18 protein-coding genes and 1 riboswitch are annotated in these 22,668 nt (G+C 47.3%); of the genes, 11 read left to right on the top strand and 7 right to left on the bottom strand.

From position 1 onward, the window contains the following. Positions 1-309: 309 nt before the first annotated feature. Positions 310-906 carry a GTP cyclohydrolase II gene (ribA, locus tag ACFQ1C_RS08955; protein WP_379558263.1) on the bottom strand — a complete coding sequence of 199 codons (597 nt, stop codon included), beginning with the start codon at positions 904-906 and terminating at the stop codon, positions 310-312. 219 nt (positions 907-1,125) lie between these two features. Between ribA and cmk the strand changes: the two genes are divergently transcribed. The 7 genes from cmk to ACFQ1C_RS08920 all read left to right on the top strand — a co-directional run bounded on the left by cmk (position 1,126) and on the right by ACFQ1C_RS08920 (position 7,428). Continuing rightward, a complete protein-coding gene (gene cmk, locus ACFQ1C_RS08950) occupies positions 1,126-1,806 on the top strand; it encodes a (d)CMP kinase (RefSeq protein ID WP_379558262.1) in 681 nt (226 codons plus the stop codon). A gap of 155 nt (positions 1,807-1,961) precedes the next feature. Then, the gene (gene rpsA, locus ACFQ1C_RS08945; protein WP_379558261.1) at positions 1,962-3,632 is read left to right on the top strand and encodes a 30S ribosomal protein S1; all 1,671 of its coding nucleotides are present in this window, start codon (positions 1,962-1,964) and stop codon (positions 3,630-3,632) included. Positions 3,633-3,700: 68 nt separating this feature from the next. Next, positions 3,701-3,982, top strand: a complete 282-nt coding sequence (gene ihfB, locus ACFQ1C_RS08940) for an integration host factor subunit beta (protein ID WP_379558260.1) — start codon at positions 3,701-3,703, stop codon at positions 3,980-3,982. A 105-nt stretch (positions 3,983-4,087) separates the two neighbouring features. Further along, positions 4,088-4,375 carry a LapA family protein gene (locus ACFQ1C_RS08935; protein ID WP_379558259.1) on the top strand — a complete coding sequence of 96 codons (288 nt, stop codon included), beginning with the start codon at positions 4,088-4,090 and terminating at the stop codon, positions 4,373-4,375. Between the two features lie 8 nt (positions 4,376-4,383). Further along, positions 4,384-5,553 (top strand): lipopolysaccharide assembly protein LapB, encoded by a 1,170-nt coding sequence (gene lapB, locus ACFQ1C_RS08930; protein WP_379558258.1) that lies wholly within the window; start codon positions 4,384-4,386, stop codon positions 5,551-5,553. Positions 5,554-5,783: 230 nt separating this feature from the next. Then, positions 5,784-6,500, top strand: a complete 717-nt coding sequence (pyrF, locus tag ACFQ1C_RS08925) for an orotidine-5'-phosphate decarboxylase (RefSeq protein ID WP_379558257.1) — start codon at positions 5,784-5,786, stop codon at positions 6,498-6,500. A gap of 685 nt (positions 6,501-7,185) precedes the next feature. Then, a complete protein-coding gene (locus ACFQ1C_RS08920) occupies positions 7,186-7,428 on the top strand; it encodes a putative quorum-sensing-regulated virulence factor (RefSeq protein ID WP_379558256.1) in 243 nt (80 codons plus the stop codon). A 174-nt stretch (positions 7,429-7,602) separates the two neighbouring features. Here the strand turns inward: ACFQ1C_RS08920 and ACFQ1C_RS08915 are convergent, their stop codons facing one another. Then, positions 7,603-8,013: an H-NS family histone-like protein gene (locus tag ACFQ1C_RS08915; RefSeq protein WP_379558255.1), complete on the bottom strand. Its 411-nt coding sequence runs from the start codon at positions 8,011-8,013 to the stop codon at positions 7,603-7,605. 424 nt (positions 8,014-8,437) lie between these two features. Continuing rightward, a riboswitch (Lysine riboswitch) is annotated at positions 8,438-8,611 on the top strand. A 72-nt stretch (positions 8,612-8,683) separates the two neighbouring features. Here ACFQ1C_RS08915 and ACFQ1C_RS08910 point away from each other — a divergent pair. After that, positions 8,684-10,255 (top strand): Na+/H+ antiporter NhaC family protein, encoded by a 1,572-nt coding sequence (locus tag ACFQ1C_RS08910; RefSeq protein WP_379558254.1) that lies wholly within the window; start codon positions 8,684-8,686, stop codon positions 10,253-10,255. 124 nt (positions 10,256-10,379) lie between these two features. On the opposite strand, the gene ACFQ1C_RS08905 is transcribed toward ACFQ1C_RS08910, so the two are convergent. From ACFQ1C_RS08905 to ACFQ1C_RS08885, 5 genes are all read right to left on the bottom strand, one after another. Further along, on the bottom strand, positions 10,380-11,594 hold the full coding sequence (locus tag ACFQ1C_RS08905; protein ID WP_379558253.1) for an EAL and HDOD domain-containing protein: 1,215 nt from the start codon (positions 11,592-11,594) through the stop codon (positions 10,380-10,382). Between the two features lie 118 nt (positions 11,595-11,712). Further along, positions 11,713-12,948: an outer membrane protein transport protein gene (locus ACFQ1C_RS08900; protein ID WP_379558252.1), complete on the bottom strand. Its 1,236-nt coding sequence runs from the start codon at positions 12,946-12,948 to the stop codon at positions 11,713-11,715. Between the two features lie 166 nt (positions 12,949-13,114). Further along, positions 13,115-14,587, bottom strand: a complete 1,473-nt coding sequence (gene putP, locus ACFQ1C_RS08895; RefSeq protein ID WP_379558251.1) for a sodium/proline symporter PutP — start codon at positions 14,585-14,587, stop codon at positions 13,115-13,117. A gap of 345 nt (positions 14,588-14,932) precedes the next feature. Further along, on the bottom strand, positions 14,933-15,661 hold the full coding sequence (locus ACFQ1C_RS08890) for a DUF3379 family protein (protein ID WP_379558250.1): 729 nt from the start codon (positions 15,659-15,661) through the stop codon (positions 14,933-14,935). Then, positions 15,654-16,223, bottom strand: coding sequence for a sigma-70 family RNA polymerase sigma factor (locus ACFQ1C_RS08885; RefSeq protein ID WP_379558249.1), 570 nt, complete (start codon positions 16,221-16,223; stop codon positions 15,654-15,656). Before ACFQ1C_RS08885 ends, ACFQ1C_RS08890 begins: the two co-directional genes overlap by 8 nt. Positions 16,224-16,506: 283 nt before the next feature. On the opposite strand from ACFQ1C_RS08885, the gene fadI reads away from it, so the two are divergent. The 3 genes from fadI (at position 16,507) to htpG (ending at position 22,396) form a co-directional block, all read left to right on the top strand. Further along, on the top strand, positions 16,507-17,817 hold the full coding sequence (gene fadI / locus ACFQ1C_RS08880; protein ID WP_379558248.1) for an acetyl-CoA C-acyltransferase FadI: 1,311 nt from the start codon (positions 16,507-16,509) through the stop codon (positions 17,815-17,817). Further along, positions 17,817-20,024 (top strand): fatty acid oxidation complex subunit alpha FadJ, encoded by a 2,208-nt coding sequence (gene fadJ / locus ACFQ1C_RS08875; RefSeq protein WP_379558247.1) that lies wholly within the window; start codon positions 17,817-17,819, stop codon positions 20,022-20,024. Before fadI ends, fadJ begins: the two co-directional genes overlap by 1 nt. Before the next feature lie 455 nt (positions 20,025-20,479). Further along, positions 20,480-22,396 carry a molecular chaperone HtpG gene (gene htpG, locus ACFQ1C_RS08870; RefSeq protein ID WP_379558246.1) on the top strand — a complete coding sequence of 639 codons (1,917 nt, stop codon included), beginning with the start codon at positions 20,480-20,482 and terminating at the stop codon, positions 22,394-22,396. Positions 22,397-22,668 lie beyond the last annotated feature (272 nt).

The raw sequence follows: 22,668 nt of genomic DNA, 5'->3' as shown, positions 1-22,668 counted from the left end.
GACCACTCAAACTAACCCGCATATTTAGTTTTTGTGTCGCCTGGCTCTTTTGCACGAGTCTAACCTCAGGCCTTACCATCAAGTTCCCTTTCAGATCTGATCACTATTTTTCCGTGCGTTCCGTGTTCTTCCGTGGCAAATAGGTTTTGGTTCGATGTTCGATTTTAAACTGGCACGCCTTACGCTGTAAGCCGTAAGTTAAAGACGAACGTCGAGCATGTAGCTTTATGTAGTAAATAAAAAACACCGAACTGGTTGGGTTCGGTGTTTAGTTTTTAGCTTGGCGCTTGGTGCTCGGTGCAGGGTGCTTTATTCATCTTCAAACATGTGTCCGAGTTTACCGGCTTTAGTGTCTAAATAGTGTTCATTGAACGGATTGCGGCCTTCTTGTAGCGGAATACGCTCTGTTACTTCAATGCCAAAGCTTTCCATCGCGGTTACCTTGCGTGGATTATTGGTCATTAATCGCATTTTCTTTACACCCAAATTATGCAGAATATCGGCACAAATAGTGTAATCACGCATATCGGCTGCAAATCCTAATTCAACGTTAGCTTCTACGGTGTCTTTGCCTTGGTCTTGCAATTGATAGGCATGAATTTTATTCAGCAAGCCAATGCCCCTGCCTTCTTGGCGCAGGTAAAGCAGTATACCTCGACCTTCTTTAGCAATATTTTCCATGGCGGCTTGCAGCTGAAAACCGCAGTCACAGCGTAGGCTAAATAAGGCATCACCAGTCAAACACTCAGAATGAATGCGACCTAATACCGGCTGATTGTCATCTAGGGTGCCCATCACTAGGGCGGCATGATCCTTGCCTGTTCCTTTTTCTTCAAATCCGATCAGGGTGAAGGTGCCCCAGGGTGTCGGCAATTTTGAGTTTGCCATCCGGGTAACACTGCTCATGGCGTTCCTCTTCAGTTTTCAAATAACAAAAAAATGGTGGTCATTGTAAGGCGGATGTTGTTGCAGGTATAGGCGCAATACACACAAGTTTTATTAAACGGCATAATTTGCCGCGTAATAAATAGTAGGCGATACATTTGGTAGTCAAGTTGCGTATAATACGCGCTATGCTGCAGTTTATTTAAATATGCTCAACTTAATGTTCTACTGGAGAAAGCCATGACCGAAAAAGCACCCGTCATTACCGTGGATGGGCCAGGTGGTGCTGGCAAAGGAACACTTTGTCAGTTACTGGCCGAAAAGCTGGAATGGCATTTGCTTGATTCCGGTGCTATTTATCGTGTTTTGGCGCTAGCGGCCTTGCACCATAATGTAGCACTAGACGATGAAGCGGCTTTGGTGCCGTTAGCCGCCCATTTAGATGTGCAATTTCCGGTACTTAATGGTCAGGTCAAAACGATCCTCGAAGGTGAAGATGTTTCTCATACCATCCGTACCGAAAAAATGGGTAATACAGCCAGCAAAGTGGCGGCATTTCCTCGCGTAAGAGAGGCGTTATTACGCCGCCAGCGGGCCTTCCGCTCAACTCCGGGCCTCATTGCCGATGGCCGTGATATGGGCACAGTGGTATTTCCTGATGCTCAGGTGAAAATATTCCTCGATGCCAGCGCACAAGAAAGGGCGAATCGCCGACTTCTGCAGTTGCAAGACAAGGGCTTTGATGTTAATTTTGACCGTCTTTTAAGCGAAATACAGGCGCGTGACGAGCGGGATCGCAATAGAACCGTAGCACCCCTGAAGGCGGCAGACGATGCGTTAGTGATTGATTCAACCGATTTGTCGATTACAGAAGTGCTGGACATAGTGCTGAATCATACTAAGGTTAAAGTTGCCGGTTAAGCCAAAAAGGCTGTTTCGGTTAAACGATAAAAATTGTAAGTCAGGCATTCTGCCTGAGCATGCCCGCCTCATGGATGAAACGGGTCGATGTTAATCACCCCACCGGTGCCGGATTGCCCTGTGGATGTTCAACTTAAAAAGTGTATTCATTAAACATGATTGAATCTTTTGCTCAACTCTTTGAAGAGTCTCTGAAAGAACTTGAAACCCGTCCGGGTTCCATAGTTAAAGGTACTGTAGTAGCCATCCAGAACGGTATCGTTTTGGTAGACGCAGGCCTGAAGTCTGAATCCGCTATCCCTGCAGAGCAGTTCAAAAATGCTCAGGGCGAAATGGAAGTCAGCGTTGGCGACGTTGTAGACGTTGCTCTTGACGCTGTAGAAGACGGTTTCGGTGAGACTCTGCTTTCCCGCGAAAAGGCGAAGCGCCATGAATCTTGGCTGCAACTAGAAAAAGCCTACGAAGATCAAGAAACCGTTATCGGTGTGATCAACGGCAAGGTTAAGGGCGGCTTTACTGTTGAAGTAAACACTATCCGTGCTTTCCTACCTGGTTCGCTGGTTGATGTACGTCCAGTACGTGACACCTTGCACCTAGAAGGGAAAGAGCTTGAGTTCAAAGTAATCAAGCTGGATCAGAAGCGCAACAACGTTGTTGTTTCTCGCCGTGCTGTTATCGAAACTGAAAACAGTGCCGAACGCGAGCAGTTGCTTGAGAACCTGCAAGAAGGTCAAGAAGTTAAAGGTATCGTTAAGAACCTGACTGACTACGGTGCCTTCGTAGACTTAGGTGGCGTAGATGGCCTGCTGCACATCACCGATATGGCTTGGAAGCGTGTTAAGCACCCAAGTGAAATCGTAAACGTTGGTGACGAAATCAACGTTAAAGTGCTGAAGTATGATCGTGAGCGCACTCGTGTGTCTCTGGGTCTGAAGCAGCTGGGTGAAGATCCATGGGTAGATATCGCTAATCGCTACCCAGAAGGCACTCGTCTTTCTGGCCGCGTGACTAACCTGACCGACTACGGTTGCTTCGTAGAAATCGAAGAAGGCGTTGAAGGCTTGGTACACGTGTCTGAAATGGACTGGACCAACAAGAACATCCACCCATCTAAAGTGGTTTCTGTTGGCGACAGCGTAGACGTAATGGTGCTGGATATCGACGAAGAACGTCGTCGTATCTCTCTGGGTCTGAAGCAGTGCAAATCTAACCCATGGCAGCTGTTTGCGGAAACCCACAACAAGGGTGACCGTGTTTCCGGTAAGATCAAGTCAATCACTGACTTCGGTATCTTCATCGGTCTGGACGGCGGCATCGACGGTCTGGTTCACTTGTCCGACATTTCTTGGAACGGTGGCGAAGAAGCCGTTCGTGAATTCAAGAAAGGCGACGAGATTGATGCAGTAGTACTGCAGGTTGATCCAGAGCGCGAGCGCATTAGCTTAGGCGTGAAGCAAATCGACGAAGACCCATTCAACAAGTACCTTGCTGACGTTAAGAAAGGTGCTATTGTTAAGGGTACTATCACAGCCGTTGATGCGAAGGGCGCAGTAGTAGAGATGGAAGAAGGCGTGGAAGGTTATGTCCGCGTTGCAGACATCTCTCGCGACCGTATCGAAGACGCATCTACTGTATTAACAGTAGGTGAAGAAATCGAAGCACGCTTTATGGGCGTTGATCGTAAGAACCGTACTTTGAGCTTGTCTATCCGCGCGAAAGACGAAGCTGATGATAAAGTCGTTCTGGATAACCTGAACCAACAGCAACCAGAAGATGTTGGTTTAAGTGCAATGGCAGAAGCCTTCAAGGCAGCCAAAGGCGAATAAGCCTGTCCGACTGTAAAAGGGGGCCTTCGTGCCCCCTTTTTGTTGCTTGGCGATCAGGAGAAACCCTCATGACGAAATCCGATCTCATTGAAAGACTGTCAGAACAATACAGCCACCTATCTGCTAAAGAAGTAGAAGGGGCAATTAAAGAAATATTGGAACAAATGTCGGCCACCTTGCAAAGTGGTGACCGTATCGAAATTAGAGGGTTTGGTAGTTTTTCATTACACTACCGAGCGCCTCGTCAGGGACGTAACCCTAAAACCGGCGAAAAAGTCGCATTAACCGGTAAATACGTACCGCATTTTAAACCAGGTAAAGAATTGCGTGAGCGAGTTAACCCCGCTTAATATTATCTGTGGCGCTATATCACTTTTTACGGCAACTCGACTAGCGAGAACGGTGTTTTTTCGAGATAATGTCAGTACTCAAAATTAGGAAGTTGCGAGGGTAAAGTGAAGATTATTATTGGCCTGATAATTCTGGCGATTTTATTTGCCGTTGGTTTAACACTGGGCGCACAAAACGATCAATTAGTGCATGTTAATTATCTGTTAGCCCAAGGTGATTATCGTCTTTCTTCGTTGCTAGCAATTCTTTTTGTGGCCGGCTTTGTCATCGGTTGGTTGGTGTTCGGTTTTGTGCTGCTACGCCTGAGAATGAACAACAGTGGCTTACGCAAAAAAGTTGATCGTCAACACAGAGAGCTAGAAGAGCTTAGAGCATTGCCCCTTAAGGATTAACGAGTCCTATGCTGGAATTGTTGTTTCTGCTGCTCCCTGTAGCAGCGGCTTATGGCTGGTATATGGGGCGCAGAGGAGTCCGGCAGGACGCTCAACAGAAATCGAATCATTTTTCCCGGCAATATGTTGCCGGGCTAAATTTTTTACTGTCTGACGAACCTGATAAAGCGGTTGATCTGTTTATTCAGTTATTGCAGGTTGATAGCGAAACCATTGAAACCCACCTTGCCCTTGGTAACCTATTTCGGTCCAGGGGCGAAGTTGATCGCGCCATTCGTATTCATCAAAACTTAGTTGCGCGGCCTAATTTATTATTAGAACAACGCCATTTAGCTATGCTCGAGCTGGCTCGTGACTTTTTGGCCGCAGGTTTGTTAGATCGGGCCGAACATATTTTGATAGAGCTGAAAAGCGATCCCGATTATGAAGAAGAAGCGTTAAGCCAATTATTGCTCATTTACCAGCAGCTGAAAGATTGGGAACAAGCTATTGCGACGGCCGAGCGGCTGAAAAAACGTCAAGGTATGAAAGCCCTCACTCCCATGGGGCATTTTTATTGCGAATTAGCCGAGCAACATTGGCGACAGCAAGATATTAAAAGCGCCATTGGCCAGTTTAAAAAAGCCTTAAAAGCGGACGCCGGCTGCGTAAGAGCTAATATACGCCTAGGGGCGCTATTTATGGCAGAGCAGCAATGGGCACAGGCGCTACACTATTTACTTGCGGTCACCAAACAAGACGCCGGTTTTATTGGTGAGGTGTTGGATGATATACAATATTGCTATCGACAATTAAATGATGAAGGCGAGCTAACACGACAGCTGCATTTATGGGTGGCAGAAGACAGTGGTGCCAGCGTGGTATTAATGCTGGCCGATTATGTTGCCGAGCGCCAAGGGGTAGTGGCCGCTGAACAATTAGTGTTATCGCAATTGCAGCGCCACCCCACTATGAAAGGTTTTCATCGACTGATGTTTTACCATGCTGCAAATGCCGAGCAAGGGCGAGCGCGAGAAAGCCTAGAGATGCTTAGCTCTCTAGTCTTTGAACAAATTAAGCTGAAGCCCTGTTATAAATGCAGTCAGTGTGGCTTTGCTGTAAAAACACAGTTTTGGCAATGCCCGTCCTGTAAACAGTGGGGGAGTATTCGACCGCTACGTGGCCTAGATGGGGAGTAAAAATAGCCGTAAGCTGTAAGTAAAATATAAACACCGTCTTCCGTAGGGTCACTATCGTTAAAAGAGTATTCGACCGCTTTAGGGTTATCAACTGGAAGCCAAAGAAAAACCGTCGGTCTTTTGCCGTCTTACCGGACTTGTTCCGGTATCTTTATTATGTCTTCTCTGGAGCTGACAGCTTATAGCTGCCCGAAAGGGCTTATTGTATAAATTTTGAAAGGTAACCTGGTATGCAAGCTTCTACCCCAAACGATCCTAAAATTTTGATTGCGCTTGATTTTGCCGACCAGCAACAAGCCATGGCGCTTATCGCGCAATTAGACCCTGCTAGCTGCCGATTAAAGGTAGGCAAAGAAATGTTTACCTTATTTGGCCCAGAGTTTGTGCGTACTTTGGTTAAAGCAGGGTTTGATGTTTTTCTTGATCTTAAATTTCATGATATTCCCAATACTGTGGCTAAAGCGGTCGCTGCCGCAGCCGAGCTCGGCGTATGGATGGTCAACGTGCATGCCAGCGGAGGCTTGCGTATGATGACGGCAGCGCGCGAGGCCTTATTACCTTATGGTGAACAAGCGCCGCTGCTGATTGCGGTAACCGTGCTTACCAGCATGACAGACGACGAATTGGCACAAGTAGGCGTACTACGTTCACCTGCAGAGCAGGTGCTTGCCCTAGCACGCTTAACCCGAGATGCGGGCTTAGATGGTGTCGTGTGCTCTGCACAAGAGGCAAGTTTGTTAAAGGCTGAGCTGGGCCATCATTTCAAACTGATAACGCCGGGCATTCGACCTGCTGGATCTGATGCTGGCGATCAGCGGCGGATCATGACGCCCGAGCAGGCATTAGCCGCCGGCAGCGATTATTTAGTCATTGGCCGCCCGATTACTCAAGCAGCTAACCCCGCTCAGGCATTGGCTGACATTAATAACAGCCTTCGGCAGGGATAAGCTTAAGCCATCAGCTGCAATAGATATCGACCCCTTTAAAACATCGAATCGGTTGGTTCGATGTTTTTTTGGTGTTGGTTTCGGTGGTGTTTTGTAGGGTGTCGCTTTAGCTGGCACTCCCGTCTCATACCAATCTGGAAAACTAACTGATCTATTTTTGTTTGTATAAAAGCCGAACAAAGAGTCAACTCCACCGACCCGCTGTAAGGGTTAATGACACTCACTATTTTAATTTACTGCGAATATTCACTGGATACTCGGTCAGATTAAAATAGTTCATCTCGGCGTAACACACTCGCCTATGACGCTCAAACACATAACATCCCTGTAATGTGATGGTCGGTGGAGTCGATCTCTTTATCCGTCCCTAGGCTACGAGGTCGCCTGTCGGTGCGCTTTACAGACAACACGGATCCGATTTTAAACTAGATCATATTTTTACTAGATTGGTCTTAGCGTGATTTAAACCCATCCTGCTCCGCAGAACCAACAGTTGAAGCATTGAACTACAAAGAACGGTGTTTATCTTTAACGTAAGGCGTACAGCGTAAGAGGTATAGCGGTATCTTGTAGGGTGATGCTCGGCGTGATTAAATCAGGCATGAATAAAATGAATAGTGAAATGCGAGAGGTTAATACATGAGATTCACACGACGTTATCGCCGTTTATTCAAAGGAATATAATGTGAGCTTAGCCAGTTCTGAATTACTGAATATTATTAGCAAAACGATGCCATTTGGGAAATACAGTGGTCGACCATTACTCAAGCTACCCATGGCATATTTATGCTGGTTGGAACGAGGAGGGTGGCCACCAGGCGTCTTAGGAACAGAATTAGCTTTGGTGTATGAGCTCAAACTCAATGGCGTTGATTTACCCTTATATCAGCTATTAAAACCCAGCCCTTCGGGCAACCGTCAGCGTTAAGCCGTCAGTACTATAAAGGTGATGTTCAGTAGGCTAACTACAAAAGGTACGTGATTTTACAGTTTATTGTTGTGTCGTCCTCTTTACTCTTTCCCCGTCACAAATTATTTAGCTAAAATAACAAACAAAAACAGGGCCATATGGCCCTGTTTTTATTGAGTCTAATTGTGATATTTATTCTTTAATTAGAAAGTCTTCTAGCGTTTTAGTGCCGTTGTCGATTGCATTTTTAATCGGCGTTGGTTTACGACCCTGGCCTGTCCATGTTTTATATTCATTGTTATCGTCATAGAATTCATACTTAGCTGGGCGCTTGCTACGTGGGGCACTTGCCTTTTTAGATGGCTCTGCAAGTTCTAGTAAGTCACTTAAATCAATGCCGTCTGCGGCCATTTTATCCATATATTCTTTAAGCTTGCGATCGCGCTCTTGGGTTGCTGCTTGTTCAGCTGCTTTAGTTTCGCGTTGTTCTTCAATAACAGAGGACAGTTTAGCTAATGCTTCTTCCATCTGATCAAGAGTCAAATCACGAGTTGCAGCACGTAAACTACGAATGTTTAATAGTGTTTTCAAAAAGTCAGTCATTGGATCCACCTAGGGTTATATATTTTTATTCTTTAAATTTACAGCTTCATTTTAAATCTAGCAAGTTAATTACTGAAATATTTACAAAGTTTAATAATTAGTACTGATAGTCATAGAAAATTATGGATATGGCTTTGCATTTTGCGAAAGTGTGTTGCTTATTAATAATGGCGTTTGCTTTACATTAATATCTAGGCTACCAGAATATATAAAAGCCCTGAGAAGTGTAAATCAAGGCAAGACTCAAATGATGTTTTTGTTTGAATTTACCGCAGCTAACGACTGAAAGTTTCGCTTTAAAGTTATGCTAACTAACAATGCCTTGGCATTAAAAACAAGCAATAGGTACTGTAATCAGCAACGAGAGGGTGCATTTGGTGAAAAGTGTTGATTTTTGTGGTGTTGACAGTAAAATCCTCCGACTTACCTGCGTGGAGGTGCGTAATTTATCAGTAGATTAGCCTAGGGTGATGCCGTTTATGCTGATCGAAAGGAGGTTATGCCGAAGTCGTGTTACTTATCCGGTAACAAGGCTGGGATCGGTACTGAAAGGGCCGATACTGTCATGAATTTATATTCATGGTGCGCTATTGCTGGGAAGAGAAGACGATCTTATATCGGCCTCCTACTCCTAGTCATTATATTGACAATTTAGATATCAGGTGCCGACGTGGAATTACATCCCTTTATTCAAACCCCTTGGTCTTTATTACCGCCTTTACTTGCCATCGTGTTGGCAATATCTACTCGCCGTGTGCTGTTATCTTTAGGCTTAGGTATCATTCTTGCTGCGCTATTACTGCAACAGTTTAATCCGTTGACGACGGTTACGCACTTGATGAGCCAGGTCTCGGCATTGTTTTGGTCCGACAATACAATTAATGAGTGGAATGTAAATATATTGTTATTTTTGCTGCTGCTCGGTTGCATTATCAGTATGCTAAGCCGAGTAGGCGCAACATTAGCCTTTGCGGAATGGGCGCAATCTCGTATTAAAAATCGACGCCAAGCCAAGATAATGACGGGCCTACTCGTATTTTTGTTTTTTATTGATGATTACTTTCATAGCTTGTCAGTCGGTACTATTTGCAGACCAGTTACCGACCGCTTTAATATTTCTCGTGCCAAGCTGGCCTATCTACTCGACTCTACCGCGGCCCCAGTTTGTGTGTTGATGCCGATCTCTTCTTGGGGGGCTTATATTATTGCCTTGGTGGGCGGAATTTTAGCCAGCCACGGTTTGACGGGGCACAGTGCGCTAGGCGCATTTTTGGTAATGGGCAGCATGAACTTTTATGCTATTTTTACCCTGTTGATGGTGCTGCTGGTCATTAAAGGCGGATGGGACTTAGGTTCAATGGCACGGCATGAGGAACAAGCGCTGCAGGGCAAGCTGTTTGATGCAGACAAAGGGACTCCACCAGGGGTGGCCGATAGTGGTGAACAGGCAGGGCGGATGAGTGAGCTATTACTTGCTATAGGGACGCTTACTCTTGTTACTGTGGTCGCACTGCTATTAACCGGTGCGCAGGCGCTAGCCGGCAGCGAAACCCCCTTTAATGTATTAGCCGCTCTAGAAAATACCAATGTAGGGCGTTCTTTGGTGTTGGGTGGCGTAGCTGGTTTTTTAGTATGTGCTTATGCGATGATTAAACATCGAGTGTGCTTATCAGGTTGGCTAAATACCCTAGCTATTGGTATTAAAGGCATGTTACCGGCCATTTATATTTTATTGTTTGCCTGGACCATTGCCGGTCTTATTGGCGAACTTAAAACAGGCCAATACCTTGCGTCTTTGGTTCAGCAAAGCATTCCGCTATTCATGTTACCAGCTATTTTATTTTTACTGGCTGGCATTATGGCATTTGCCACCGGCACCAGTTGGGGAACCTTCGGCATTATGCTACCCATAGCGGCTGATATGACGATGGCAATTGATGTGCAGCTGTTGCTGCCGGGTATGTCTGCGGTGATGGCAGGCGCGGTATTTGGCGATCATTGCTCGCCTATTTCCGATACTACCATTTTGTCGTCTACCGGCGCTTCTTGTCATCATATTGACCATGTGATCACGCAGTTGCCTTATGCATTATCCATCGCCGTAGTGACCCTTATTGGTTATTTAGCGCTGGGTTATACGGCATCAGTTGGCATAGGGCTAGCAGCAGCTATGGGCGGTTTTATAGTGGTATTGGCAGGGTGGCGTTGGAAAATTACTCTAGCGGTAAGGCGTGAGGCATAAGGTGTCAGACAAAACTATAAATACGGCGGTACGTTTACGCCGTATTTTGCAGGAGCCAATTCATTGGATTGGCTTTGGTTGTACTTTTAACTGACCGCTTAAAGCTTATGGCTCCCACAAGGTACTACTTTTCAGTGAGCTGTTTACTCCACAATATGGCTTCTTCATAGTACTGACTACTGTCTTGTTCATTTAAGTTAGCAAACACTAATCGCTGTTGCAGCATCGGCCAGTTAGCTTGCTCATGATCTTGTATCATGCCCATTAAAAATCCTAACTGGCCTTTTTGTTCTAATAGTGCCAGCTGGACAGGTTCGGTTACTGATAGATGGGGTAATATATCGGCCATCGGTCTTTCTAGTAAGGTGTCTAATAGTGAGAACAAGCCGCAAATAAAGGCATCTTCTTGTAATGCCGGACACATTTTTTCTGCCAGCAATTCGCACCATTTCGCTCTTATCATCGACAGGCGATACAGCTCTACATTTTTGTTCTTACTGATGTAGGCAATCATCATCATCGCGGTAAAACGCTTAAGTTGTTGATGGCCGAGAAATACAATGGCATTACGAAGGTTGTCTATACTTTGCTGTCGATAGCCCATGTGCAAACTGTTTACATAACGCAACAAATAATAAGACAGTGACAGATCCCGACTGAACAGCTCTGTAAGTTTGTCGTAATCAACTTCTTCTTTGCTAATGGCCGATAATAGTTCGAAACCTGTCATTTCATCGGTGGTTAAAATTCGTCGACTAATGACTTGGGGTTGTTGGAAATAGTATCCCTGAAAAAAATCAAAACCAACTGTTTGAGCGTCAATAAACTCTTGCTGAGTTTCTACTTTTTCGGCGATAAAACGGATGTGAGGGTGAGATTGACAATGTTTGATAAAGTGCCCGCATTCTGCCACTGACATTTGGCGTAAATCGAGCTTAATGAAATCGATAAAGGGAAAAAATTTCTCCCATTCTTTGTTGGGAATATGATCGTCAAGTGCGGTCTTAAAGCCGGCTTTTTTTAGTAGTTTAACACTTTCTAATAACGCCTGATCTGGCGTCGCGTCTTCCAATATCTCCAGCACTAGCTGCTGTTGATTAAAGGTATCACTCATGCCTTCACGGATGAGTGAGTCAGGAAAGTTAACAAAGCACAGCGATTGCCCAACTAAATCTTCAATTTTTTGACTTAAAAATTGTTCTGCCATCAGGCGTCGCGTGGCCAGCCCAGCCTCAATGTCAGGAAAGCGATTTTCGAGGCTGGTACGAAACAGCAGTTCATACCCTAATGGATTACCTCGGCCATCCAAGATAGCTTGTCTGGCTACAAAACAATGCATAATGATCCCGAACAATAATAATAACAGTGCAAATATACAGCATTGTCATTAGATAAACAAAGCGAAGAAAAGCGCCCGTTTGGGCGCTTGAATAAAGGGTTGGTACGGGTGATTATATTTAAAATGCGTAGTTCATTTGTAAGCCAAACAAGTACGCATCGCCGCCGGAAGTCATATCATAGTTAGAACCGAATTTACTTTCTTCTTGCTCAACGGCTACCTTACTGCCATCTAGAAATGCGAAGGCACCATCGATACTGAGATTCTGACTATAAGCATAAGTGGCACCCAAAGAGTACCAGATGCGGTCTACGTCCGGAATCGAGATGGAGCGAAATTCAGCCGGCACCGGTGACTTGTCGTAGGCCAGACCGCCGCGCAAGGTCCATTGATCGTTCAGCTGGTGGGTGGTCCCCAAGCTGATCCGCCAGCTGTTTTCGAAATTTTCAGGCTTTTCTAACAGCGTAGAACCTTGAGGACTCAAAGCTTTCAGCTCTTTAAAGCTGCTCCATTCGGTCCACATAATGCCGTAATGCACAGCCCAGTCGTGCTGGACTTGGTGGAAGCCGGAGATTTCGGCGATGGCGGGCAAAGTCAGGTCTAGTTTTCCTGGAGATTGGGTTCCGGGAAATTGGTTAGAATAGCTCCCTTCTAGTGTCAGATCGACTTCAGACCTGTAGGTCAGCGCCCAACGATTATTGTCATCGGCTTCCAGCAGCAGGCCAATATTCCAGCCATAGCCCCAGTCGTCACCGGAAAGATTGGCTACTTCGGTAGATCTGTCGACTCCAGGAATAGCAGAGCCTCTTTGACCCGCATAACGAATAAATTCGGCATCGGCATATACGGCATTAAAGCCAGCGCCTAGCGATACATGGTCATTGGCCTTGAAGGCAATATTCGGGTTTAGGTTGAAGGTTTCCAAGGACGTCTTACCGCCAATCTCCCCCGCCGAGAACTCTGGAGAGTAAGAGGTTGCTAGACCATAGTTGGTAAAGGCCCCGAAACCGACCACCCATTGTGCGTTGATAGGGTGTACGTAATAGAAGAAGGGCACCACCGCATCGTCGGCAATATCGTTGGCCTGTTCGCTGGTTTGGTTATCGGTAACATCCACTTCTGGATTAATGTAAATGGCACCGCCAGATAGCGCAGGACGATCAAATAGCGTCATGGCGGCGGGGTTACGACCTAGCACCGAGGCGTTATCCCCAATGGCGCCTTCGCCTGCGTAGGCACGACCAAGTCCCGTTACGTTTTGTTCTGCCAGCTGAAACGCCGCGGCGTTAACTTGCCCAGCAGCCAAAGCAATGGATGCAGCAAGCAAAGATAACTTCAATGTTTTTTGGCTCATGAAAGGCTCTCTCATCAGTTTAGTGTTTGTTGGCGCCACACCGCCAGCGCAGTGAGTAAGGTGGTTAAATCTTACCCACTGGCAGCATAAGAAAATGTTACAGATAAGTAAAACGCTTGTTTAGATAAACAAGCGTTTTAACTATTTCTGTGAGACGGATCAAAGGTTAGAGCTCAGACTCCATTCTTCTAAAGCCCAATACCACGGCTGTGCTAGGAGGAGTACCCATGCGGCTGATGAAAATACAGGCCAAGGTGCAGATTAAAAACCCGGGCACAATTTCGTAGAGATCAAATAGGCCAAACGGCCCGCCTGTTAGTTGTTTCCAACCAATAACGGTAAGAGCACCCAGCACAATGCCGCTTAATGCACCATTGCGGGTGAGACGTGACCAATGTAGGGCAAGAATAATAACGGGGCCAAAAGCACCACCAAACCCTGCCCATGCGTAACTAACCAGTTCTAATACCGACGACTCGGGATCCAAAGCAATTAACATAGAGGACACCGCCACCAGCAACACCGCAAAGCGGCCTACCCATACCAGCTCGTTGTCGTGAGCGGTGGGGCGAAACCAGCGTTTATAAAAATCTTCGGTAATAGCAGATGAACACACCAACAACTGTGAGTCGATGGTACTCATAATGGCAGACATAATGGCGGCAATAAGCAAGCCGGCAACCCAAGGGTTAAATACCGCATTGGCCAGAGCCAAAAATACCGTTTCTGGATTATCAAGTGGCGCATCGGCAAAATATACCGCGCCCGCTAAGCCAACAGCCACCGAACCAATTAGCGACAAAATCATCCAGCTCATGGCAATACGGCGTGATAACGGTACCGATTTGGGTGAGTCAATAGCCATAAAGCGCGCCAGAATATGCGGCTGACCAAAGTAACCCAGCCCCCAGGCCAATAAACTCAGACCACTGATCAGCGAAAAATCATGGAAGAAATCCAATTTTTCTGCATTCATGTTGCCTAAGGTCGTTAGCGTTTGATCCATGCCTCCTAGCTCGTTCATTACCGCCCAAGGCACCACGATTAATGCTAGCAGCATTAATATGCCCTGAAAGAAGTCGGTCCAAGAAACCGCTAAAAAACCACCTACAAAGGTATAAATCACAATTACGCCACCGCCGACCAGCAAGGCGGTAAGGTAAGGTAGGGCAAAGACTTTTTCGAATAAAATAGCGCCAGCCACTAGGCCTGAAGCGGTATAAAACACGAAGAAGACCAAGATGGTAAACGCAGAAATAACCCGGATCAGGCCAGAGCGGTCCTCCAGACGGTTTTCTAAAAAATCAGGCAAGGTTAATGAATCATTGGCCTGCTCGGTATATACCCGCAGTCGTTTGGCAACAAACAACCAGTTAAGCCAAGCGCCAACGACTAAGCCAATGCCAATCCAAGCCTGACTGACGCCATAAAGATACACGGCACCAGGCAAGCCAAGTAATAGCCAGCCACTCATGTCTGAGGCGCCCACACTTAATGCGGCCACGCCAGGGCCCAGGCGACGACCGCCTAATATATAGTCACTTAATGAGCTGGTGGCTCTATAAGCAATAATACCAATTAGCATGGTGATTACTAGATAACCAACAAAGGTTATTAATATGGGGAGTTCGATGGTCATAGCGTTTCCTATTGTTTCGAACAGCGCGTTCGCTTCCATGGAGTGAAGTAAGTGTATGTGCAGCACGATAATAAATCAGGCCGAATCTTACCTTATAAAATCGAATAACTCTCGACAACTCTAACCATATGACTTAACTGCATAATAAGCGAACAACTGAGCGATAAGACTGAACAAATATTCCCACCTCATCACGAATATTGGTCATTTCTTGGTGTTAGCGCACAAAAAAAGCCGAGCGAATCATTCGCATCGGCTTTTTTTAAGCGTAATAAAAATGGCAAACTCAGCAGCAAGCGATACGTGTTCGATTAAAGATAGACATCGCTTTTATCGTTGCCGAATTTAAATGGCCCTTTCTAATGAAGCTTCTATCTTGCTGACCATTTTTTCAACATCTTCTTCTTTATCACTCACCACGACGAGTCGATTAAGATTCATACCAATAACTTCGCCATGGTATTGTTGATCCGAAAAAGAGTTCACCTGCTGCAACGCACGGTCGGCAGGCACTAAAAATACATGTACACGGTTGTGCTCACCTTGAATAACTAAGTGCGCAGCCGGGCCTCCCGCAAACAAGCAGTGGTTGGCATAATACACCTTGCCGACATTGGTTATGTTCTTAAACTGAGTGCCATAAGGCTGTAATTTGGCGTTTACCGCGGTGAGCGTGACTTGTTCATCTATATCGTGAGTAAGATAAGACTCTAATCGAACATGCTCCATGGCTACTTGCCCCACCGTTTGATAAGGGGGGGTTACACCGGATTCAAGCGGAAGAAATCGAGTAACAAACCCAAGCACAAATGTCACCGATGCAGCAATTGCTAAGTGACGCCAACCAAATTGTGAGTTTTGGCTGGGCGCTGGCTGTAAAGTGTCTTGCAGCAAGGTGTTGACCAGCGTATCGGGTACCGGTTCATGTAGCGCTTGTTTCAGTTTTTTATCAAAGTGTTGCAGCTCATTTACTAGCTGCTGGTGGCTTGCATTAGCACATGAGGCATCAATAAAGTCAGCGCTGTCATCATTGGGGTTGGTGTAAGCTCGGCGTCTGAATTCTAGCTCATTCATGGTGTTGGCCTCGTGCCGTAGTGTCTTTATCAATCGCCTCTTTTAGCTTGTTTCGTGCACGAAAAAGACGGGTCATGACGGTATTTTTGTTCAAATCTAAGATCTCAGCTATTTCTTCGCCACTAAAGCCACCCAGTACCTGTAGCAATAATGGTTCGCGATACTCTACTGCCAGCTCGGCAATGTGGCGGCGTAACCACTCATTTTCCATATCTTGCTCTAGGCTCAAGCTGCGAGTGTCAGGTGTCGGTACGGCGTCTAAATCGACTAAATCAAACCGTTTACGCTCAAAACGACGCGCGTTTTCTCTGCGTAAAATAGTAATCAGCCATGCTTTGGCTGCTTTTTCATCTTTTAAACTGTCGAGCGACTTCCAAGCACGTAAAAAAGTTTCTTGTACCAAATCTTCGGCTACTTGCCGATCATGGCACAGCCAAAAGGCATAACGAAACAAGTCGCCATGCAGCGCATATACCAACTCTTGATAGCGCTGTTGCTTTTTTAGCACACTGTTAGAGACCGCAGCAGGCTTGGCATTCTTTCGCCCGAATAAAGAAATCATTAAATTTCACCGTTGAATAGGGTGGCGGCACTGAGTTTACTCACACTTAAAGCCTCATGCGAGTATATAAAAAGCGTGACTTATCTTAAATTATAAACCAAGAGCCCCACGGCTCTGGACTGTAAATCATCTATACCTTAGTGATCAGCCGCTAGTAGCATGTTTTCGCGTTGTTAATTCTTTGCTAGGATGATCTGAGGTCAGACCTCTTGTGGTATCTGAATAGTTTACTCAAGACCATATTTGCTGATATCCATAACGGGTGCCTTATAAAGGAGTATACATGTTGCCAACAAACCCATTAACAACGCATAAGGGTGATCGCATTGCCATTGTGTCGGGATTAAGAACGCCTTTCGCTCGTCAATCAACGGCATTTCGCGGTATACCCGCCGTAGAGCTGGGCACCATGGTGGTGAATGAATTGCTCGCTCGCACTCCTATGGCGGCGCTCGAGGTGCAACAATTAGTGTTTGGCCAAGTAATACAAATGCCTAAGGCTCCTAATATTGCCCGCGAAATTGTGTTGGCTAGCAGCTTACCGGTGCAAACCGATGCTTACAGCGTAACGCGTGCCTGCGCCACCAGTTTTCAAGCGGTATCCAGCTTAGCCGAATCTATGTTGGCAGGGCAGGTGACAGTGGGCATTGCCGGGGGGGCTGATTCATCATCGGTACTACCCATTGGCGTATCGGCACGTTTAGCCGAGGCGCTATTAGATCTCAGCAAGGCCAAATCGATAAGTGCTAAGTTTGCTATTCTCCGTCGCCTTAGACCCGCAGATTTGGCCCCCGTCCCCCCGGCGGTGGCCGAGTACTCCACGGGGTTAACCATGGGACAAACCGCCGAGCAAATGGCCAAAAGCCATGGTATTAGCCGCCAAGCGCAAGACGCGCTCGCCCATCGTTCACACCAACTGGCCAGCGATGCTTGGCAACAAGGGCGATTAAGCGAACAAGTGATGGCCGCTTACGTACCGCCATTCAAAGCGGCCTTTGAGCAAGACAATAATATTCGTACCGAGTCGACATTAGCAGACTACGCCAAGTTAAAACCGGCCTTCGATCGCCGCCACGGTACCGTTACTGCGGCCACCAGTACGCCGTTAACCGATGGCGCAGCCGCCATATTAATGATGACCGAAAGTCGGGCCAAAGAGTTGGGCCTGCAACCGTTAGGTTATTTGCGCAGCTATGCGTATGCTGCCATTAGTGTGCAACACGACATGCTGTTGGGGCCGTCTTATGCCACGCCATTAGCACTAGATAAAGCAGGCTGCACCTTGGCAGACATGGACTTAATTGATATGCACGAAGCCTTTGCCGCACAAACACTGGCTAACATAAATATGTTTGCCAGCACCGAGTTTGCTAAGCAAAAGCTCCATCGTGATCACGCCATAGGTGATATCGACATGAATAAATTTAATGTGTTGGGCGGCTCATTGGCTTATGGCCATCCGTTTGCAGCCACCGGTGCGCGCATGATCACGCAAACCTTAACCGAGCTTAGGCGTCGAGGCGGTGGTTTGGCACTGGCTACTGCCTGTGCCGCAGGTGGCTTAGGCGTAGCCATGGTATTGGAGGCCGAATAATGAATGACGTAACTAACAACACGCACACCGAAACCCCGGCTGCAGCGCAAACCGACACCGATACTGGCCAGCAGAACGTGCCAGCCTGCCCATCTACCTTTACGTTGCAGGTGCAAGACGACATTGGCATTATCACCATGGACGTACCTGGCGAGCGCATGAATACCCTGCGCGCCAGTTTTGTGGATGATATTCAGGCGTTACTGGCTGATATTAAGGGCAACGCTAGTATTAAAGGCTTGGTATTACGCTCGGGCAAGCCCGACTCTTTTATTGCCGGTGCCGACATTAACATGTTGGCCGCCTGCACCACGGCTGAGCAGGCCGAGGCGTTGTCTAAGGCGGGGCAAGATATATTTAATCAGTTAGCGGCCCTTGAGATACCGCTGATTGCGGCCATTCACGGCCCCTGTTTAGGCGGCGGGTTAGAGCTTGCGCTGGCCTGCCATGGCCGTGTGTGCAGCGACCACGAAAAAACACGTCTTGGCTTGCCTGAAGTACAACTTGGCTTACTGCCCGGCTCGGGCGGCACCCAGCGTTTGCCGAAACTGGTTGGGCTGACCACGTCTCTCGACATGATGTTGGCCGGTAAACAGCTGCGTGCCAAACAGGCACTTAAAGTCGGTTTGGTCGACGACATGGTGCCGATCAGTATCTTGCTGGATACCGCAATTGCACTGGCCCGCAGCGGCAAGCCTCGGCATCAGGCAAAGCGTGATATAACAACCTGGGCTCTTGAGGCTAATCCGCTTGGCCGAAAGCTGGTGTTTGATAAGGCCCTTAGCACGCTGCGCGCCAAAACTCGTGGCAAATATCCGGCACCCGAAAAGCTGTTGGATGTGGTGAAGATTGGGTTTGAACAGGGCATGAAGCAGGGACTTGCCGCCGAAGCCAAAGCATTTGGTGAATTGGTGATGAGCTCGGAATCTGGCGCCTTACGCCAGTTGTTTTTTGCCACCACCGAAATGAAAAAAGAAACCCACTGGCAAGGGGCAAGCCCCAATACCTTGGCGCACATTGGGGTGTTGGGTGGCGGCTTAATGGGCGGCGGCATTGCCTTTGTGACCGCCACTAAAGCCGATCTGCCAGTGCGAATTAAAGATATCTCCCATCAGGGCATTAATCAGGCTATGGCCAGTGCTCACGGTTTGCTAGTCACCAAGGTGCGTAAAAAACATCTGCGTGCCACCGACATGCAGCAGCAATTAGGGCGTATTACCGGCACCCTTAATTACAGTGGTTTTGAGCGTGTAGATGTGGTGGTTGAAGCGGTATTTGAAGATGTAGAAATAAAGCGGAACATGGTAGCCGAGGTTGAGGCTCATTGCCCCGAGCACACAGTGTTTGCCACTAATACCTCTTCGTTACCCATTCATCAAATTGCCGAAGGGGCGGCTCGCCCCGGTCAGATCTTGGGCCTACATTATTTTAGTCCGGTCGATAAAATGCCGCTGGCAGAAATTATCCCCCATGCGGGCACCCATCCAGCCACGGTGGCGACCGCTCTTAAGCTGGCTCGCGCTCAGGGTAAAACCCCGATTGTGGTGCAAGACAGCGCCGGTTTTTATGTGAACCGAATTTTGGCGCCTTATTTGAACGAAGCGGCGCGAATATTGCTGGAAGGTGAACCGATAGAGGCGATTGACCGCGCCTTAGTTGGCTATGGTTTTCCGGTTGGGCCCATGACCTTGCTCGATGAAGTAGGTATTGATGTGGCCGCGAAAATCTCACCGATTTTAGTCCGTGAGTTGGGCGAGCGTTTCAAGGCACCCGAGGTGTTTTCTAAGTTATTGGACGATAACCGCCATGGTAAGAAAAATGGTCGCGGCTTTTATCGTTATGATACGAAAAAGAGTGCTAAAAAAGCGAAGCCGGTGGATGAGAGCTTATACAAACTGCTTAATATCAAGCCGCAAAGCCAATTACCGGCCCAAGACTTGGCCGAGCGCTGCGTGCTACTGATGCTAAACGAGGCGGCCATTACTCTAGATGAAGGGGTCATTGCGTCGGCGCGAGATGGCGACATTGGCGCGGTATTTGGCATCGGCTTTCCGCCGTTTGCCGGTGGCCCTTTCTTTTATATGCACCAGTTAGGGATACCGGCGGTAATCGATAAAATGGAAGAATACGTCCGTAAATATGGCGAACGCTTCACCCCCTGCGAACCCCTACGTCGCTTAGCAGCAGAGGGTAAAAGTTATTATTAGCACAGCGCCGAGCACCCGGTACCAAGCTAAAGATTAACATCCAGCGCCGAGCCCTAACTCGGCGCTTTTTTATGCTGCATACCGCAAGCGATCAGCCACGACAGACACAATACGCACACTAAAAATTTCGCCACGGAATCCACAGAATCCACGGAAAAATTAAGATGGGATAACAGCGACAAGTGACTAAGATATTTAATGGGTAAGATCCAGTCCCTAGCCACTGGGTGAATGGCGTTTTAGTTTTTACCACTAAAGTCATTTTTTCATCGCTTTGGCCTTTTCAGATCTGATCTCTATTTTTCTGTGGGTTTCGTGGATTCCGTGGCAAAAATGGGTCTAGGTCTAGGGGGAGATCATTCTCTTCACGCTTTACTTTTTCGCTTCCCCCTTGAAATTCTCACAGCGACCCCCATCTTTTAGCTAGTAGTGAAACTTAGCAAAGGAACATAATAATGACAGAAGCTGTGCATACCGAAACTCATGGTTTTCAAACCGAAGTCAAACAACTGCTGAACCTTATGGCTCACAGCTTGTATTCCAACAAAGAAGTTTTCTTGCGTGAACTGGTGTCTAACGCCGCCGATGCTGCAGACAAGTTGCGCTTTAAAGCTCTGTCTAACAGTGATCTATATGAAAACGAGGGCGAACTGCACGTACGTCTGATACTGGATAAAGACAATAAGACGCTGACCATTTCCGATAATGGCATTGGTATGAGCCGCGACGAAGTCATAGAACACCTTGGCACCATTGCTAAGTCGGGCACTAAGTCGTTTTTTGGTGAGCTATCTGGCGACCAAGCTAAAGACTCACAGTTGATTGGTCAGTTTGGTGTGGGCTTTTACTCCGCCTTTATTGTGGCCGATAAAGTGACAGTACTGAGCCGTGCCGCGGGTCAACCCGCCGATCAAGGTGTGCAGTGGGAATCTGACGGTGATGGCAGCTTTACCGTGGCCGATATTAACAAGCCAGGCCGTGGTACCGATATTATTTTGCACCTGCGGGAAGCCGAGCAAGAATTCCTTGATGACTGGCGTTTGCGCAGCATTATTGGCAAATACTCCGACCACATTAGCGTCGCGGTAGAAATGTGGAACGAAGGCGAGCCAGAGCAAACTGACGAAGAGGGCACCGTCACTTCTCCTGCCACCGACGGCGAGTGGGGGCAGGTAAACAAGGCCACCGCCCTGTGGACTCGCGCCAAAGGCGAGATTAGCGACGAAGAGTATCAAGAATTTTACAAACATATCTCTCACGACTACCAAGATGCGCTGGCCTGGAGCCACAACAAAGTAGAAGGCAATCAAGAATACACCAGCCTGTTGTATGTGCCCGCTAAAGCGCCGTTTGATATGTACAACCGTGACCAAAGCCACGGCTTAAAACTGTATGTGCAGCGCGTGTTCGTAATGGACGACGCTGAGCAGTTTATGCCAACATACTTACGGTTTGTTAAAGGCGTACTCGATTCTAACGACTTGCCGCTGAACGTATCGCGCGAAATATTGCAAGACAACAAAACCACGGCTCAGCTGCGCAAAGCATGCAGCAAGCGAGTGTTGTCGATGCTAGAAAAAATGGCCAAAAACGACGATGAGCAATATTTAGGCTTCTGGAACGAATTTGGTAACGTGCTTAAAGAAGGCCCCGCAGAAGACCACGGCAACCGCGAACAAATTGCCGGTCTGTTGCGTTTTGCCAGCACCAATAACGACAGCGATGCACAAACAGTATCGTTAGAAAATTATCTTGAGCGCATGAAAGAAGGCCAAGATAAAATCTATTACATTACAGCCGACAGCTATGCTGCCGCCAATCATAGCCCTCACCTCGAAATATTCCGCAAAAAAGGCATCGAAGTACTGCTGATGTGGGAGCGAGTAGACGAATGGCTAATGAGCCACCTCAATGAGTTTAAAGACAAGCAGTTTGTGTCTGTTACTAAGGGTGAGCTGGACTTAGGCGAGCTGGACGACGAAGAAACCAAGAAAGCACAAGCAGAAGCCAACGAAGCGCTGGCGCCGCTGTTAGAGCGCGTAAAAGCATCATTAGGCGAAGACATTAAAGAAGTGCGTTTAACGCACCGTTTAACCAATACGCCATCTTGCGTTGTGGCAGACGAGCACGACATGAGCACGCAGATGATCAAACTAATGCGTTCCGCCGGTCAGCCGGTGCCCGAGCAAAAGTACATTCTGGAGCTAAACCCAGAACATACTCTTGTGAAAAAGCTCGACACCATCGCCGAAGGCGAGCAGTTCAACGAGTGGTCTCAGCTGTTGCTTGAGCAAGCGCAACTAGCCGAGCAGGGCGGACTGAAAGATCCCGCCGCCTTCGTGGCCCGCATAAACCGCCTGCTCTTAGTTTAAGAGCTTAAGTTAGGCCAAAGTACAAACAGCATAAACAAACCCGGCTTAGCGCCGGGTTTTTTAGATCTATACCCCGCACCCAGTGATCAAACATAAAACTACCTTTTGCCACAGATTCCGTTGTAGAGAGAGTCTTTCGCTTTTTAATTCCTATGTTTAGCCGTGCGCTAGGCGCTATTTTCTTATCAATAAGTCTAACTTGGCCTTGCTGTTACTTGTCCCGATGGCGGTGTCGTGACACAATCGCAAACCAAATCATGAATGTATAATTA

Source organism: Oceanisphaera ostreae (assembly GCF_042676125.1).
GTDB lineage: Bacteria > Pseudomonadota > Gammaproteobacteria > Enterobacterales > Aeromonadaceae > Oceanimonas > Oceanimonas ostreae.
The sequence above is the reverse complement of the archived record's forward strand: the minus strand, read 5'-3'. Positions and strand labels throughout refer to the sequence as shown.

Bases quoted from the DNA above. Each gene is read 5' to 3' on its own strand.
- ribA (WP_379558263.1), bottom strand. From the start codon at position 906: ATGAGCAGTGTTACCCGGATGGCAAACTCAAAATTGCCGACACCCTGG.
- cmk (WP_379558262.1), top strand. From the start codon at position 1,126: ATGACCGAAAAAGCACCCGTCATTACCGTGGATGGGCCAGGTGGTGCT.
- rpsA (WP_379558261.1), top strand. From the start codon at position 1,962: ATGATTGAATCTTTTGCTCAACTCTTTGAAGAGTCTCTGAAAGAACTT.
- ihfB (WP_379558260.1), top strand. From the start codon at position 3,701: ATGACGAAATCCGATCTCATTGAAAGACTGTCAGAACAATACAGCCAC.
- lapB (WP_379558258.1), top strand. From the start codon at position 4,384: ATGCTGGAATTGTTGTTTCTGCTGCTCCCTGTAGCAGCGGCTTATGGC.
- pyrF (WP_379558257.1), top strand. From the start codon at position 5,784: ATGCAAGCTTCTACCCCAAACGATCCTAAAATTTTGATTGCGCTTGAT.
- ACFQ1C_RS08915 (WP_379558255.1), bottom strand. From the start codon at position 8,013: ATGACTGACTTTTTGAAAACACTATTAAACATTCGTAGTTTACGTGCT.
- ACFQ1C_RS08905 (WP_379558253.1), bottom strand. From the start codon at position 11,594: ATGCATTGTTTTGTAGCCAGACAAGCTATCTTGGATGGCCGAGGTAAT.
- ACFQ1C_RS08900 (WP_379558252.1), bottom strand. From the start codon at position 12,948: ATGAGCCAAAAAACATTGAAGTTATCTTTGCTTGCTGCATCCATTGCT.
- putP (WP_379558251.1), bottom strand. From the start codon at position 14,587: ATGACCATCGAACTCCCCATATTAATAACCTTTGTTGGTTATCTAGTA.
- ACFQ1C_RS08890 (WP_379558250.1), bottom strand. From the start codon at position 15,661: ATGAATGAGCTAGAATTCAGACGCCGAGCTTACACCAACCCCAATGAT.
- ACFQ1C_RS08885 (WP_379558249.1), bottom strand. From the start codon at position 16,223: ATGATTTCTTTATTCGGGCGAAAGAATGCCAAGCCTGCTGCGGTCTCT.
- fadI (WP_379558248.1), top strand. From the start codon at position 16,507: ATGTTGCCAACAAACCCATTAACAACGCATAAGGGTGATCGCATTGCC.
- fadJ (WP_379558247.1), top strand. From the start codon at position 17,817: ATGAATGACGTAACTAACAACACGCACACCGAAACCCCGGCTGCAGCG.
- htpG (WP_379558246.1), top strand. From the start codon at position 20,480: ATGACAGAAGCTGTGCATACCGAAACTCATGGTTTTCAAACCGAAGTC.